Source organism: Rhizobacter sp. P3_C12 (assembly GCF_056402735.1).
In genome coordinates this window covers 1-14,957 of the sequence record NZ_JBFUGW010000160.1, presented here as the reverse complement: position 1 = coordinate 14,957, position 14,957 = coordinate 1, and the positions used below count along the sequence as shown (strand labels likewise).

At 64.0% G+C, this 14,957-nt stretch carries 13 protein-coding genes and 1 tRNA gene; 10 read left to right on the top strand and 4 right to left on the bottom strand.

Going from position 1 to position 14,957, the window contains the following annotated elements:
- The first annotated feature begins 616 nt into the window (after positions 1-616).
- Together AC1DXV_RS21940 and AC1DXV_RS21935 are read left to right on the top strand one after the other, a co-directional pair.
- Entirely contained in the window at positions 617-964 is a 348-nt protein-coding gene (locus AC1DXV_RS21940; protein ID WP_477869906.1) for an antibiotic biosynthesis monooxygenase family protein, read from the top strand.
- Between the two features lie 19 nt (positions 965-983).
- Positions 984-1,529 (top strand): DUF2867 domain-containing protein, encoded by a 546-nt coding sequence (locus AC1DXV_RS21935; protein ID WP_477869904.1) that lies wholly within the window; start codon positions 984-986, stop codon positions 1,527-1,529.
- Between the two features lie 281 nt (positions 1,530-1,810).
- Here the strand turns inward: AC1DXV_RS21935 and AC1DXV_RS21930 are convergent, their stop codons facing one another.
- A complete protein-coding gene (locus tag AC1DXV_RS21930; protein WP_477869902.1) occupies positions 1,811-2,884 on the bottom strand; it encodes a site-specific integrase in 1,074 nt (357 codons plus the stop codon).
- A 120-nt stretch (positions 2,885-3,004) separates the two neighbouring features.
- Between AC1DXV_RS21930 and AC1DXV_RS21925 the strand changes: the two genes are divergently transcribed.
- From AC1DXV_RS21925 to AC1DXV_RS21915, 3 genes are all read left to right on the top strand, one after another.
- Positions 3,005-3,079 (top strand) — tRNA-Arg (locus AC1DXV_RS21925).
- A gap of 101 nt (positions 3,080-3,180) precedes the next feature.
- Positions 3,181-3,771 (top strand): hypothetical protein, encoded by a 591-nt coding sequence (locus AC1DXV_RS21920; protein ID WP_477869900.1) that lies wholly within the window; start codon positions 3,181-3,183, stop codon positions 3,769-3,771.
- 95 nt (positions 3,772-3,866) lie between these two features.
- Positions 3,867-4,373, top strand: coding sequence for a hypothetical protein (locus AC1DXV_RS21915; protein ID WP_477869898.1), 507 nt, complete (start codon positions 3,867-3,869; stop codon positions 4,371-4,373).
- 4 nt (positions 4,374-4,377) lie between these two features.
- Here AC1DXV_RS21915 and AC1DXV_RS21910 read toward each other — a convergent pair whose 3' ends face one another.
- Positions 4,378-5,010: a LysE family translocator gene (locus AC1DXV_RS21910; protein WP_477935515.1), complete on the bottom strand. Its 633-nt coding sequence runs from the start codon at positions 5,008-5,010 to the stop codon at positions 4,378-4,380.
- Between the two features lie 27 nt (positions 5,011-5,037).
- Positions 5,038-5,967: a DMT family transporter gene (locus tag AC1DXV_RS21905; protein WP_477867280.1), complete on the bottom strand. Its 930-nt coding sequence runs from the start codon at positions 5,965-5,967 to the stop codon at positions 5,038-5,040.
- 116 nt (positions 5,968-6,083) lie between these two features.
- Here AC1DXV_RS21905 and AC1DXV_RS21900 point away from each other — a divergent pair, with 116 nt between their 5' ends.
- Positions 6,084-6,992, top strand: a complete 909-nt coding sequence (locus tag AC1DXV_RS21900; RefSeq protein WP_477867278.1) for a LysR family transcriptional regulator — start codon at positions 6,084-6,086, stop codon at positions 6,990-6,992.
- The gene (locus tag AC1DXV_RS21895) at positions 6,989-7,438 is read left to right on the top strand and encodes a GNAT family N-acetyltransferase (protein WP_477867276.1); all 450 of its coding nucleotides are present in this window, start codon (positions 6,989-6,991) and stop codon (positions 7,436-7,438) included. Before AC1DXV_RS21900 ends, AC1DXV_RS21895 begins: the two co-directional genes overlap by 4 nt.
- Positions 7,439-7,448: 10 nt before the next feature.
- Here AC1DXV_RS21895 and AC1DXV_RS21890 read toward each other — a convergent pair whose 3' ends face one another.
- Positions 7,449-8,561 carry an ABC transporter substrate-binding protein gene (locus AC1DXV_RS21890; protein WP_477935513.1) on the bottom strand — a complete coding sequence of 371 codons (1,113 nt, stop codon included), beginning with the start codon at positions 8,559-8,561 and terminating at the stop codon, positions 7,449-7,451.
- 315 nt (positions 8,562-8,876) lie between these two features.
- On the opposite strand from AC1DXV_RS21890, the gene AC1DXV_RS21885 reads away from it, so the two are divergent.
- The 3 genes from AC1DXV_RS21885 (at position 8,877) to AC1DXV_RS21875 (ending at position 14,807) form a co-directional block, all read left to right on the top strand.
- A complete protein-coding gene (locus AC1DXV_RS21885) occupies positions 8,877-11,360 on the top strand; it encodes an RHS repeat domain-containing protein (protein WP_477867272.1) in 2,484 nt (827 codons plus the stop codon).
- A gap of 14 nt (positions 11,361-11,374) precedes the next feature.
- Positions 11,375-13,615 carry an RHS repeat-associated core domain-containing protein gene (locus tag AC1DXV_RS21880; RefSeq protein ID WP_477935511.1) on the top strand — a complete coding sequence of 747 codons (2,241 nt, stop codon included), beginning with the start codon at positions 11,375-11,377 and terminating at the stop codon, positions 13,613-13,615.
- Between the two features lie 442 nt (positions 13,616-14,057).
- Positions 14,058-14,807 carry an AAA family ATPase gene (locus AC1DXV_RS21875; RefSeq protein WP_477867630.1) on the top strand — a complete coding sequence of 250 codons (750 nt, stop codon included), beginning with the start codon at positions 14,058-14,060 and terminating at the stop codon, positions 14,805-14,807.
- Positions 14,808-14,957 lie beyond the last annotated feature (150 nt).

Here is a 14,957-nt window from a genome sequence, read left to right as displayed (position 1 = left end):
GAGCGAACGCGGGAAAACCTTGGGGAAGGTCATCCCGTCGGTCCACAGTCAGTGCCGAACCAATGCGCTCCAGTCCGCGCTGTAGCAGTGCGGGAAGACCGTGCCCCTCAAGGTCTGGGTACAGATCCTCGCGCACCGCGGATTGCTTGCTGAGCTCGACGTGTGTGCGTGAGTCCGATCCAGTCATTTGGCATCTGCCTGAGGTTTGAAGTAGYGAACCTGCGAAAGCGGATGCCGGAACGCAGCCCTTGATGGCAACAATCGCAGTCGCTCGCGCGGCGGCAAACTAGGTCTCGGTCTCATCAAGCAGATTGAAGTAGAGGCATGTCCGGGTGGTCCGTATCCAAGCGCCGCAGCCTACCCGAAAGCCGCCCTTCGCGACCGACAGCTCGTGGCCGACAGTGTATGTTCGGCGCGCCGCCCACAAGCGGCCATCGGCCGGCGTGGTGATGCTGCTCAGCGACCGCTTGCCGGCCACGACGCGAACGGGCACAGTCGGCCAGAAGCAGTCCATATCCGGTGTCGGCTTTTGGGTTGCCCGCGAGTGTCTTCGTCCTGATGCGCACAAAAAGTGAGGATCAGGAGCGACTTCTCTCTCAGACGCTGGAGACTTTTGATGACTACGATTGCGGAGAACTCAGGTGTCGTTACGCTCATCAACGTATTCACGGTCGAACCATCGAATCAACAGAAACTGATTGACATACTCGCACGCGCTACCGATACGTCCGTTCGTGATGTGCCAGGGTTCGTCTCGGCGGCGCTTCATCGAAGTGTCGATGGGACAAGGGTCACGATGTACGCGCAGTGGAAGAGCGAGGAGCACTACCAGCACTATCAATCGATGCGTTCAAACCCAGGCGCTTCACCATACGTGGAAGAGGCACTCGCCATAGCAAAGTTCGACCCCGGGATGTATGAGGTGGTCAAGGTCTTCGCCGGGCCATCCAAGCCTGCGCACTGATGCTTCAGGAGTGCCATTCATGCCAAGCGAACTCATGCAGGTAAAGCCGGTTGCTCTCCCCGCGCAGTCTGCCGTCGCTACAGTTTATGAATCGACGAATCTCGCAGACGCATTTACGATTCAACTGCCCTTTGGCACCTCAAGCGACCCAGATGTCCTTTGGCGATTCCTTATTTCACAGCAGCCACCGTGGATCGGATGGCTCACCAACCTCCGAGACGCAATCGTCGCGTGCTTTGGTCTGAAGACCGCCAAACACCTTGCGACTCTCTCCGGCGAAGCCAACGCTGACCGCATCGGCATCTTCAAGGTCTACAGCAGAAGCGAAACCGAGATTGTCTTGGGCGAGGACGACAAGCACCTCGATTTCAGACTCTCAGTACTCCGCACCCCGGACTTGTCTCCACCGCTTGGTGGCCAGTTGACTGTCTCAACCGTCGTCCACTGCCACAACCTCTTGGGCCGGGCCTACATATTGGTCATCGCTCCTTTTCATCGCCAGGTTGTGAAAGCCAGTCTTCGTCGCGCTGCACATATCGGTTGGCCTAAGGCAGGTACAAGGTAGAGGCAACTCGCCTGATCTACGACCGCTTTCAGACGCCGAATGGTCGCTACGCTATGGCAGCATTGGGTCGATGTCCGCCCTTCGCTGCTCACGACAGCAGCCATTCGACCACGTGAGTCCCCGTCGCTGTTGCCACCGCCCACGCGGCCGACACTGAGCACATCCTTTCGCCACGGAACGAAGGTCTCCTCTCCGTCAGAGCGGTCGCTCGGGCGACGGGCTCTGACCGTCCGCAACCAGCCCGAAGCGGTCGGCGCCGTCGAATGTCCCGCAGACTGGATCTACGCGACACCTGACCCGGTCGATTGCTTCCGCGACCGCGTTGAGTCGATGACCGCGGTGTGCAAGTCCTCGGGCCGCAGATTGGTGTAGCGCCGCAGGTGCCGCCAATCCTTGTGGCCCGTCACGAGCGCAACCTGCTGGATCTCGAAGCCTTCCTCGAAGAGCCGGCTCGTCCCCTCGTGCCGCAGGTCGTGGAAGTGCAGATCCGGAATGCTCAGCACCCTGCAGGCCTCGGTGAAGTACTTGCTGACGGTTGACTCGCCGATCGGGAAGATCCGCGTCTCGCCATCAACCTGCGGCTGAGCATTCAGGATCGTCCACGCGTCCCCCAGCAGCGGCACCCACTGGTCGTTGCCTTCCTTCTTCCGTGGATCTTTGCGGTCGCGCACCAGCACGAGCTTTCGCTTCCGATCCACGTCATCCCACTGCAGGCGCGAGATCTCGCCCCGTCGCATCGCGGTCGCGACGGCAAATCGCACCACGTCGGCAAAGATCTGGCCGCGGACCTCCGCGAGGTGCGCGATGATCTGCACCAGCTCGTCCTCGGTCGGCCGGCGCTCACGCTTGCCACCGCCGCCAATGAGCGCGAGGTGCTTCAGCAGCGGACGCGCAGCAGCCGCCACGTCGGGCAACATCACCTTGAGGCCCACGCCCGCATACCGCATCGCGGTCCCGAGCTTGCTGATCTCCATGTTGCACGTGTACGGCCCCGCGCCTTCATCCCGGCGCATCTGGCAGTACCCCACCAGATCCTTCGGCGTCATCACCATGGCGTCGAGCTCGCCCAGCCCTTCGACCAAGTACTTCAGCATGTAGTGCTCGTTGCTCGTGTCTGGAATGGGTCTCGACCGATCACGCAGATCCCGATAAGCAGAGATCACGTCACGCAGCAGCAAGGTGCGGCCCATGACAGACGTGGCAGAGGGAGCCTTGCCACGATCAATGTCGCCCTCGACCTGGCGTGCCCAGACATCTGCCTGGGCCTTCGTTTTGAAGGTCTTGCAGTACGATGGATGACCTTTGCGGCGAATCAACGCGCGCCATCCCTCACCCACTTTTATGATGCTTGCCATCGAGACTTGAGCGAGTGATACGACGTATCACCGCGTATCACTGAGGTTGTTGAAACCGATGATATGCGATGACTCTCTCAGAGGAGAGAGGCGAAAAATCAACGCTAGAATCCACCCCCGCTCGCCGTAGTTCAATGGATAGAACGGCCGCCTCCTAAGCGGCAAATACAGGTTCGATTCCTGTCGGCGGGACCAGTGCACAGCAAGGCAAGTCCGCCTTCCTCCAACCCCCTTGAGAGGGTTTCAGAACCCTGGCACCCGCCCTAAGCTGGCCGCCCAATCAAGGAGGAGTCTCAATGACTTTGAAAGCAAAACTAGCCGCATTGGCGTTCCTGTCCCTCGCAGCGGCCGCGCATGCCGAGGTCATCACGTTCAAGTTCACCGGCACGGTCACCCAGAGCCTGCCCCTCGCACTCACGGGCGCGAAGGTGACCGGAACGTTTGCCTATGACACCGATTCCATCTACATGGAAGGCCCGCCCCCGAAGCCCCGCGAAACCAGCAGTGCCATGTATTACGGGATTCCCCAGTCCATGCGCATGCAGGTCAACGGGCACACCTTCGAATCCGAAACCGTCAAGATCTTCATCCAGAACAACTTCAACGGAAATGTCGAAGACACGATCAGTGTCATCGGAGAGGGGATGACCTTGGACGGCACACGATTCGAGCAGGGATCCTTCGGATTCGAGCTCTACAGYGGCCCCGGCAACACCCGAGCGCTCCACGGCAGCCAGCTGCCCAAGCGCATCCTCGTGAAGCGGTTCGACCTCCAGAAGTCCGGATTCGGCATGGTGGATGGATCGGGCAACGGCAGCCTCGTCGCGTTCGAGGTCGACCGCATCAAGGCCGTCCGCCCGGCACAGGACGACGTCGACGAAGAATGATGCTGGAGGCGTGAGCTCGCGGCGTGGCGTCGGCACCCGCGGAATCCTCAACCTGGAGGAAGCCGGCAGCGCGCGAACCGGGCAAGCTGCGCACCATGGCCAGCATCAATTTCGTCCCCAGCGCCGACGCTTCCGTCGTCAGCGAGCTCTCGCGCCAGGTGCTCAAGCGGGTGCTCGACGAAGCCGGCCTCGCGTCGTGCACCATCACCAGCACAGTGCGCACGCCGAAACGCCAGGCCAACGCGATGTACAACAACATCGAGGCGACCACCATCGAGAAGCAGCTGCGGCTCTATGCCGAGCCCGGCCAGCAGGTGATCCACGAGTACCAGCGCCTGAAGCCGCTGGGCCACGGCCGCACGGTCATCCTCGATGCGATGGAAAGCAGGATCAACGCGCTCGGCCCTGGCACGGTGAGCCGGCATTGCGCCGATCCGTCGATGCTCAACGTGATCGACATCGCCCCGTCGTCGATCGCGAAGCCGAGCCGCTTTCTCGCGGCGCTGGACCGGGCCAAGGAACGGCGCGAGGTCTCGCGCTTCTTCTCGCCGGCCAATGGGGATCCGGCATTCCACGTCGAGATCCCGCAACCGGGGCTGTAGGGAGTCAGGCGTCGGGCGCCGTCGCGATCAGCCGGATGCCCAGCCCGAACAGCACCGCCCCCGCGGTGCGGTCGACCCAGGTCTTGCAGCCGAGGTAGACCTTGCGCGGCCCCTGCGATGACAGCAGCAGCGCGACGAACGCGTACCAGCTGGCTTCGACGGCGAACACCGCGGCGACGAGCGCGATGCCGAAGCCGGCCGAATAGCTGTGCGGCAGGAAGGCCGCGAACACGCTGCCGTAGACGATCGCCGTCTTCGGGTTGCTGAGCTGGGTGGCCAGCCCGCGCCACAGCGAGCGCCCGAACTGCCGGGGCTCGTCCGCGCCGCCGGACTGCAGCGTCAGCGGTTCGCGCGCGCCCCGGAAGATCAGGAAGCCGAGGTAGCAGAGGTAGAGCCCGCCGCCGAGCTTCAGCGCGAAATACAGCGTGGGCACCGCCATCAGCACGGTCTGCAGCCCGAGCAAGGCCATCGTGGCGAACGCCATGCCGCCGAGGCCCATGCCGAGGGCCGCCGCGACGCCCTGCGAGCGCGAGCCGGCGACGGACATGCGCGCCACCATCACGAAACTGGGCCCCGGGCTGACGACGCCGACGGACAGCGCGGCGACGATGCCCACGAGGGCGATGAGTTCCTGCACGATTCGATCTCCTGTTTCTCTGCCGCGTCACGGCCTGCGGTTGGTCAGCATCACGCCGAGCACGCTGAGCGTACCGCCGATCACCATCGACGCGGTGATGGATTCGCCGAGCAGCAGCGCCGCGAGCGCGACGCCGAACACCGGCACCAGGTTGTTGAACACCACCGTGCGCGACGGGCCGATGGCCTTCACGCCTTCGCCATACCAGACGAAGCCGAGCACCGTGCCGAATGCGCCGAGGTAGACGACGGCCGCCCAGACGGGCCACGCCACCTGCCGCCATGCGACATCGGCCAGTTCACCGGCCGATCCGAGCAGCAGGAACGACAGGCCCCACAGCGCGGCCCAGGTCGTCGCGACCAGCGGGCTCAGCCCGGCGAACGCGATGCGGCCGATCACCGTGTAGGCGGCCCAGCTCAGCACCGCGCCGAACATCAGCAGCTCGCCGTTGCCGATCGATCGGCTGATGTCGTGCAACGCCGCCAACGGGCTGCCGCGCGTGATCACGACGACGGCGCCGGTCAGCGCCAACGCGATGCCCCACCACTGCAGCGGCCGCAGGCGCTCGCGGAACACGAGGCTGGCAGCCACCGCCGTCACGACCGGGTTCAGCGCGACGAACAGCGCGGTGCGGCCGGCCGGCATGCGCGCCAGCGCCGAGAAGAAGCACAGGCTGTAGAGAAAGATGCCGGTGAGCCCGAGGCCCGCGGTGGCCACGCATTGGCGCCAGCTCAGCCGCGTCAGGCCCCCGGCCGAACGCCAGGCCAGCGGCAGCAACAGCAACACCGCGACGCCGAAGCGCAACACGGCCGCCACGGCCGGCGGCATCGCCTGCGCGAGTTCCTTGCCGGCGATGAAGGTGCCGCCCCAGAACAGCGCAACCATCACGAGCTTGGCGTAGACGATGCCGAGGTTCGGTTGGCCCCACGGGGGCGAAGCGGCGATGGTGGCGGTCATGGAGGCGGTGGATCGTGGTTCGGCGCCGAATGCTAGGTTTCATGGGATGTCATGGTCAAATGAGCGAACGCTCATACCTTGCGCACGGCCGACCACGACCCTCTCATGACGCTCCCATGACGTTCACCCAACTGGAAATCTTCGCGCTCGTCGCCGAGCTCGGCGGCTTCACCGCCGCGGCCTCGCGCCTCGGGATCGGCCAGTCGGCCGCCTCGCATGCGCTGAAGGCGCTCGAGAACGAACTGCGCGTCTCGCTGATCTCGCGGCATCCGACGGCGCTGAAGCCGACCGAGATCGGCCAGCAGGTGCTGCTGCGCGCCCGCGAAATCCTGAACCTGGCCGAGGCCCTGAAGCAGGAAGCCGCCGCGGTGGGCGGGCTGAGCCAGGGCGTGCTGCGCATCGGCTCGTTCGGGCCGACCTCGTCGGTGCGGCTGCTGCCCGGCATCCTGGCCGCGTTCCGCAGCGGCTTTCCGGGCATCGAGGTCTACGTCGACGAAGGCGAAGACAGCGCGGTGGCGCGCTGGATCCTCGAAGGCCGCGTCGACGTCGGCTTCGTGGTGCTGCCCGACGAGCGCTTCGATACCACGCCGCTGCTGGTCGACGAGCTGATGGCGCTGGTGCCCGCGGCCCATCCGCTGTCGAAGGCGCGCAGCATCGCGCCGGCCGATCTGATCGGCCTGCCCTTCATCCTGACGCAGGCAGGCAGCTCCTCGCTGGTCGAGAGCCGATTCAGCGCGCTGGGCCTGCACCCCGACATCCGCTACCGCGTCTCGCAGATGATCACGATCCTGTCGATGGTCGACCGCGGCGAAGGCGTTTCCATCGTCGCCGAGCACGCCCTGCCCGAGCGGCTCGAGACGCACTACCCGGGCATCGTGGCGCGACCGCTGCGGCCGGTCGCCCGCCGGCAGATCGGCCTGGCGGTGCGCAGCTTGCGGCAGGCCTCACCGGCCGCCCGGGAGTTCCTGAAGATCGCGGCGCGTGTGTGCCGCCCGAAGCCTGCCACGAAGAAGGCCACTGCATGACCGCCCCTGAACGAAGCTGGACGATCCGGGAGACCCGTCCTGGCGATGCAGCCCGGATCGCAGCGCACCGCTACCACCGCGGCGAGCCGCAATCCGACATCGATGCCTATGTCCATTGGCTTGCGCCGCGCATCGAGCGTGGCACCTATGTCGGCTTCGTCGCCGAGCTGGCCGGCCAGCCGATCGCCGGGGCCGGCGCCGTGCTGCTCGACTGGGGGCCGATACGCGGCGAGCCCAGTGGCACCCGGGCGCGCCTCGTCAACGTGTTCACCGAGACGGCGCACCGCCGCCAGGGCCTTGCCCGCACCTTGCTCGAGCGGGTGATGGCCTCGTGCGATGCGCGAGGCATCCGCGTGTTCAACCTGGCGGCGTCGAGTGACGGCGCGCCGCTGTACCGCGCGCTCGGCTTCGTGCCGTATGAAGGCGAGATGATCCTGCGGCGCTGAGCAGACCGCGTCAGCGGCGCAGCCGCCCGCTCGCGTCGACGATCGACAGGTCGACGAAATCGAGCCCGGTGTGGTCGGCCGGGCTGTAGTTGATGCGCATGCCGCCGAGGTCGTAGGCCGACATGCCATTCAGCGCCGTCAGCACCGACGTGCGGTTCGGCGCACGGCCGGCGCGGCGGATCGCCTCGACCAGCACCTTCGCGTCGGCAAAACCCTCGACGAGCGCTGGTGTGATGTTCTCCACGTGCGCTGCCTTCGCGAACTCGAGCACCTCCTTGATCAGCGGCGACGCAATGGCCCGCTCGTTCGGGAACACCTGCGCGATGATCGTGCCGTGCGCGTTGGACGCCATCAGGTCGATGAAGCCCTTCGAGGCGTTGTTCGACAGCGTGACGATCTGCGACTGCAGCCCTGCCGCGCGGATCAGCGCGGTGCCGCCGGCCACGGCCTGCGCCGAGCCGACGAACAGGATCGCCTGCGGCTCGACCTTCTTCAGCGCATCGACCGTCGGCCCGAACTCGGGCTTCTGCTGGTTGAACTGGCCGGCGAACACCGGCGTGATGTGGCCGGCCTCGAAGCCGGCGCGCGCACCGGCCATCGCATCGAGCCCCGACGAATCCTCCGGGTACACGACGGCGATGCGGCTCACGCCGACGCTCATCAGGTGCTCGATCGCGCGCTGGGCTTCGCGCGACGACGAGGCGCGCACGTTGAACACATAGGGCTGCACAGGCTTGCGCAGCACGGCGGCGCCGGTGAGCGGCGCGACCAGCGCGATCTTCGACTGCTCCAGCACCGGCAGCATCGCCTGCGTCTGCGGCGTGCCACGGCTGAGGAACAGCGCGACCACCTTCGGATCGGCCGCCAGCGTCTTCGCGTTCTTCGCGGCGAGCGGCGGCTGGAACTGGTCGTCGAGCGACACCAGCTCGAGGCGCTGGCCGTCGATGCCGCCGCGGGCATTGATCGTGTCGAAGTAGAGGGCGGCGCCGGCCGTCATGTCGCGCACCCCGGCTGCGACCGGGCCGGTGAAGCCGGCGGTCTGGCCGATGCGGATCTGGCCTTGTGCCGGCGCAAGCGCCACCAGGCTGGCGACGATCGCCAGCAGACTCTTCCATGCGTGCATTCGAATTCCCTTGTTGGTGTGGAATGGCGTCCACTTGTCGTACAAGTCTAGTGATCGATGTCACGGTCCCGGTTGAGGCGTCTGAAAATTCGACGGCAAGAAGTCACGATTTTCGGCGGCTGGCTGTAAGCACGCAAAGGCAAACAACTGTCAACTGCGCGCCCCGGTGCTGCCTTCGATGCCGGACACGTCTTGTTGCCTCCCCGGCTTTCGCGTGTAATCCGCCGGCCGCGCGCTTGAGCAGTCACTCAAGAAGCAGTTCCTCAAGAGAACAAGCGACGCGGCACGTACCCGTCGACCGAGGAGGAGTTGCCTGTGAAGAGCAAGAGAGCCGCAGTGCGCTGCGGAGTTGCGTCGCGCCATGCGCGCTGCACGGTACTGACGCTGCTGCTCGCGCAGGCAGCCGGCCAGAGCCTCGCGGCACCGCCACAGAGCGTCCCGCGGTATCGGGCGCACTACACCACCGCCTTCGAGCCCTGGTTCGCATCGGTTCCCGCGGCCGTGGCCGACCTGGTCCAGCGGCTGTCGCAGTGGAACGGAACCGTCTGTTCAAACGCTATCTCGTCGCCCGACCAGTACACGATGCGCACCTGCACGTATCTGGACGATGACCCGATCGCCAGGACGTTTCGAATGAAGCAGGTCGTGGAGTCGCACTGGCCGCCCAGCGGCGTGTACCGCGAGGAGAACATCCTGGGCGGCACCTTCGAGACCGACAGTGCCGCGTTGATCGACCGCTACCACGGCACCCCGCGCAGCTGCGCGCCTGTGCTGAGGCAAGGCAAGCCGATCTACCCGATCACCGGTGCCAAGGGCCTGACGGAAGACCTGGGCATGGCCCCGATCGGCGGCCGGCGACTGATGGCCGTGTACGACACCCGCGCGAACCAGCCAAGCAACGATGGCCGGCTGCTTTTCTCGGCGCTCGCCTCGCCCTCGTTCGGCCGGCTGTGGTCCACCAACCTGCACAAGCGCGCTGCCCTGCAGCTCGACTCCGGCAACGTGGTGCGCGGCCTGCAGGTCTCGCGCGGGGACGGCAGCTGGATCAGCTTCCGGCGCGATGCCGCGGGCAACTACACGCCCGATGCCGACATCACCGACCGGCTGCTGCCGATCGCGGACGGCTGGCGCTACCTCGACATGGCCGCCCGCACCGAAGAGACCTACGACAGCGCCGGCCGCTTACTGAGCGTGGCCGCCATCGATGGCAATCGCCTGACCTACACCTATAGCGACGCGAGCACGCCGGCGAGCATCGCGCCGCAGGCGGACCTGCTGCTCACGGTGACGGACCACAACGGGCGCGGCGTGCAGTTCCAGTACGAGCAGCCCGCGGGCGCGGGCGTGCCGCGCATCCGCCAGATCACGAGCGATGCCGGCACCACCCTCATCGCGTTCGATGCCGCGGGCAACCTGAGCGGCATCACCACGCCGGACGGCAAGACCCGGCAGTACCTGTACGAGCGCGGCGACCTGCCGTGGGCGGTGACCGGCATCGTCGATGAGGGCGCAGCTCGCCTGGCCACCTACGGCTACGACGCCGAGGGACGCGCGATCGACACGCAATGGGCCGGCGGTGCGTACCGCCACAGCGCCAGCTACGTGACGGCGCCAAGCTGGCGCATCACCCAGACCTACGATGCCTCGCTCAACGTGATCTGGCGCGATCACAACTGGGTGGCTCCCACAGGCCTGAGCGTGACCGGGCCCGAGGGGGCCGTGAGCGAGATCAGCACCACCGAGATCAACGGCAAGCCGTATCTCACCGGGCGCAGCCAGCCGGCCGGCGCGGGGTGCTCGGCGAGCACAAGCAGCCAGGCGTTCGATGCAAGCGGCAACCTGAGCCGGCGCGACGATTTCAACGGCACCAGGAGCTGCTTCTCGAACGACCTGCAGCGTGGGTTGGTGCTGACGGCGGTGGAAGGCTTGGCGCAGGCGCAGAGCTGCGAGGCGGTGGTGCAAGCCAGCGCGAGCCTGCCCGCGCTGAGCCGCAAGACGAGCACCGAATGGCACCCGGATTGGCCGCTGCAGACGAGGCTGGCCGAGCCGGGGCAGATCACGACCAACGTCTACAACGGCCAGCCCGATCCGTTCAACGGCAATGCCCTCGCGAGCTGCGAGCCGGGGACGGCGCTGTTGCCGGACGGCAAGCCGATCGCGGTGCTGTGCAAGCAGGCGGTGCAGGCGACGCCCGATGCGGATGGCCACCTCGGGTTCGGGGCCACGCTGCAGGCCGGTGCCATCACGCGCTTGTCCACCTGGACCTACAACGAGTCCGGGCAGGTGCTGACGACCAGGAGTACACGAGGCAGCGTCACGGTGACGACGAGCTCCACCTACTTTGCCGACACGAACGCTGATCACACGAAGGGCGACCTGCAGTCGACCACCAATGGTGCCAGCGAAACGATCACCTATGAGCGCTACAACAAGGCCGGCCAGGTGCTGCAGAGCACCGACTCCGATGGCGTGGTCACCGTGAACACCTACGACCTGCGTCAGCACTTGCTGACCACGACGACGGGCGGTGAGACGACCACGTACACCTACGACCCGGTCGGCCAGCTCACCCGGGTGACCCAGCACGACGGCAGCTGGATCGCCTACGAGTACGACGACGCCCACCGGCAGAAGGCGGTGGCGGACGACAGCGGCAACCGCATCGAGTACGCGCTCGACACCGCCGGCAACTCGACCGACCTGACGGTCAAGGACCCGACCGGCAGCTTGAAGCGGAACGTGGCGCGTGTGATGGACGCGCTGGGCCGCGCGCAGCGCAACACGGGGCGGGGGGAGTGAGCATGAGAACCACGATGAAGCCGTTGATCGGCGCCACCGTCCTGTTCGTCGCGGCCATCGTGCGAGCGCAAGGGCTGCCACCGCCGCCGGTCTCGCCGGCCCCGGTGACGGCGTACGAATACGACGCTCAGGGCAACCGCACCAAGATCATCCGAGATCCAGGAGGCCTGAACCTGGAGACCAAGCTCAGCTACGACCCGCTGTACCGGGTGAAGGACCACACCGATCCGAAGAGCGGCAAGACGAGCTTCGAGTACGACGGCGGAGATCGAACCACCAAGGTCACCGACCCGAGGAACCTCGTCACGCAGTACCCGCGCGACGGCTTCGGCAACGCGATCCAGCTGATCAGCCCGGACACCGGCACGGCCAGCCAGACCTACAACGAGATTGGCAACCTGACGACGCGTACCGATAGCCGCGGCGTGCTGGAAACGTACTCCTATGACGGAGCCGATCGGTTGACGCAACTGGTCTACAGCCAGAGCGGCCAGCCCAGCTTAGCGGTCAGCTGGACCTACAGCCTGAAGGGGCCGGACTACGCGTACAGCGTCGGCCGACTCAGCCGCAGCGATCACCCGAACGGCTGGTCGCGCTTCAAGTACGACCCGCGGGGGCGGGTCACCGAGGCGGTGCAGTCGGTGAGTCCAGCCACCGGGGCGAACAGCGCGACCATCGTCAGCACCACCCGCTACGGCTACACGCTCGGCCGCCTGACCAGCATCACCTACCCGTCGGGCCGCACGGTCGTGCGCAGCTACACCAGCCGCAACGTGACCGCGATCGGTCTGGCCCAGGACGCGAACGGCACGCCGGCACCGCTGCTCAGCGACATCAAGTGGGAGCCGTTCGGCCCCGCAAGCAGTTGGAACTGGAACATGGCCAGCGGGACGACACCGCACGAGCGCTTCTACGATCTCAGCGGCCGCGTCACGCGCTACCGGCTGGGCAACGTCTTCCGCGACGTGACCTACGACGCGGCCGATCGCATCGTCAGCTTCACGCACCTGAGCGCCAATGACGGCATCCCGCAGCCGGCGCTGGACCAGAGCTTCGGCTACGACGAGAACGATCGGATCACGCACGTGACGACGGTTGCGAGCAGTTGGTCGATCACGTATGACGCCAACGGCAACCGCACCGGCACAAGCCTGAACGGCAGCCCGAGCCTCTACACCACCGAGGCGACAAGCAACCGGCTCACGAGCATCACGAACCCGGCGAGAAGCTTCGGCTATGACAACGCGGGGAACACGACCACCGACAGCCCGAATTACACGGGGACCTACGGCCTGAGCGGATCGCTGGCGAGCATCACGAAGGCCGGCGTCACTGGCACCTACACCTACGACGCCGACAAGCGGCGCGTCCGCAAGGTGACGAGCGCGGGGCCGGGCAGCACGGTCATCTTCGTGTACGGGCTCAGCGGCGAGTTGCTCGGGGAGTACGACCAAGCGGGACAAGCGCTGCGCGAATACGTGTGGCTCGACGACATCCCGGTGGCGATGTTCATGCCGGACCCGGCGAACCCGAGTGGAGCACCCCTGATGTTCTACATCCACGCGGATCACCTGAACGCACCGCGAATCGTCGTCGACATGAGCAACGTGACCCGCTGGCAGTGGTTCGCCGAGCCGTTCGGCACGACCGCGCCGGAGGTCAATCCGAGTGGGCTTGGCGTCTTCACACAGAACCTGCGCTTCCCCGGGCAATACGCGGATGCGGAGAGTGGGCTTTGGTATAACTACTTCCGCAACTACGACGCCGGGCTTGGACGCTATGCGCAATCTGACCTCATCGGGCTTGCGGGAGGTATCAATACCTACGGGTATGCTGGATCAAACCCGCTCAAATATGTGGATCCCTTGGGGAAAGATTATTGGATCGAAGGATCCGTTCCTGGGGAAGGTGGGCATCCGTTTCACCAAAGTATTTGTGTTGGAAAATATACTGGAGGGCGAGCCTGCATCAGTTTTGGTGTCGCGGAGGAGGGCTGCCTAATGAATTGCAAAGGTGAGGTGTATGTGGACACATCTGCCGCCGGACCGCTTGTTGTCCCCACACTTCAATCAACTAGTCCGGAACAAGACACAGAAATCATCGATTACTTTAATTCGTTGCTCGGATCCATTGGACGGTACTCTCTGGTTGGAAACACATGTAGGGATTTCTCGCAGGCTGTCTGGAAGCAGCTGCAGAGAAGATATGGCGGCCTCAGCCCGTATGTGCCAGGGGACGGTCAGAGTTGGCGGTAGTCCCGAGATAGATGCATGTTAACATCTAATCATCATGAGATATATTTACAAATGCGTATTCATTGCTATCTTCGTTGGCACCTTGTATGGCTGCAACTTTGAGGCGCCTGAAATATCTTCAGCCTCATATGTCGAATTCTCTGGCGGATCACCCGGGCCGAAGATCGAATTAAATAGTCAGCAAGTTCACGCGCTATCGGGATGGCTCTTTGAGCATCGCTCTGGTTGGTCGAGAAGTATGGTGACCTACTCGCCGCGCATTCTTATTGCCATTGACCAGAAAGACGGGAAATCATCTACGCTTGATTTGTGGCCAAACACTATAAATTATTATGGGCCGTCAGGGCAGTATCAGAAAACATTGACTGATGCGGAGGCGCTCGTTCTATTCAAGATGATTGGCGCCGAGAGAAAATAGACATGACCAAGTATACCTATCGCGATTTCATCTCAGTACGTCAGCCGGATCACCTTACGATGCGAGAAAGTTGAGTCATTCGATCGGTATCCATTTTCCCTTCCAGCCATTCAATCTCTCGACAACATTGACCTTCACCCCAAGGTCACCTATTTCGTAGGCGAGAACGGTTCGGGGAAATCGACACTACTCAAAGGTATTGCTGTCAACCTCGGATTCAATGCAGAAGGTGGCACCAAGAGTTTTCGCTTCGGTACAAGGCGTTCACACTCGGAACTTCACGAATTCCTTCGCATCGCTAAGGGCGTGCGACGACCTAGAGATGGATTTTTCCTGCGAGCGGAGAGCTTCTTCAACGTGGCAACGGAAATCGAAAACCTCGATGCAGAGCCAGCGCCCGGCCCACCTGTTATTGATCCCTATGGCGGCCGCTCTCTACACGAGCAATCACATGGTGAGTCATTCTTGGCACTCATGACGGAGCGGTTCGGTGGTCAAGGAATATATATTCTTGATGAGCCTGAGGCGGCCCTATCGCCACAGCGACAGCTTGCTGTTCTGAAACGAATTCATGACTTGATCCTTAATCACTCTCAGTTCATCATCGCCACTCACCCACCCATATTGATGGCGCACCCCGATTCGAAGATTTATCTCTGCGACAAAGGTGGTATTTCACTCGCTTCTTACGAGGACACCGAGCATTTCAGAGAACTCCAATTTGATAGAAGATGCGTCGCGTTCGGTGCGGCTTGCTCCAAAGATGCAATATGACCTACGCCAAGAGCGCATGGTGCCGGATGACTCACCATCTTCTTTTGCTTCTCCGGTGTTTCCATGGGAAGTACGATACGGTCGCCCCTTGAGAAGAACAGCCATGCTTGCTGACGAGACTTGCGAACAATTTGCTGATTGGAAGAAGCG

Bases quoted from the DNA above. Each gene is read 5' to 3' on its own strand.
- AC1DXV_RS21940 (WP_477869906.1), top strand. From the start codon at position 617: ATGACTACGATTGCGGAGAACTCAGGTGTCGTTACGCTCATCAACGTA.
- AC1DXV_RS21935 (WP_477869904.1), top strand. From the start codon at position 984: ATGCCAAGCGAACTCATGCAGGTAAAGCCGGTTGCTCTCCCCGCGCAG.
- AC1DXV_RS21930 (WP_477869902.1), bottom strand. From the start codon at position 2,884: ATGGCAAGCATCATAAAAGTGGGTGAGGGATGGCGCGCGTTGATTCGC.
- AC1DXV_RS21915 (WP_477869898.1), top strand. From the start codon at position 3,867: ATGGCCAGCATCAATTTCGTCCCCAGCGCCGACGCTTCCGTCGTCAGC.
- AC1DXV_RS21905 (WP_477867280.1), bottom strand. From the start codon at position 5,967: ATGACCGCCACCATCGCCGCTTCGCCCCCGTGGGGCCAACCGAACCTC.
- AC1DXV_RS21900 (WP_477867278.1), top strand. From the start codon at position 6,084: ATGACGTTCACCCAACTGGAAATCTTCGCGCTCGTCGCCGAGCTCGGC.
- AC1DXV_RS21895 (WP_477867276.1), top strand. From the start codon at position 6,989: ATGACCGCCCCTGAACGAAGCTGGACGATCCGGGAGACCCGTCCTGGC.
- AC1DXV_RS21890 (WP_477935513.1), bottom strand. From the start codon at position 8,561: ATGCACGCATGGAAGAGTCTGCTGGCGATCGTCGCCAGCCTGGTGGCG.
- AC1DXV_RS21880 (WP_477935511.1), top strand. From the start codon at position 11,375: ATGAAGCCGTTGATCGGCGCCACCGTCCTGTTCGTCGCGGCCATCGTG.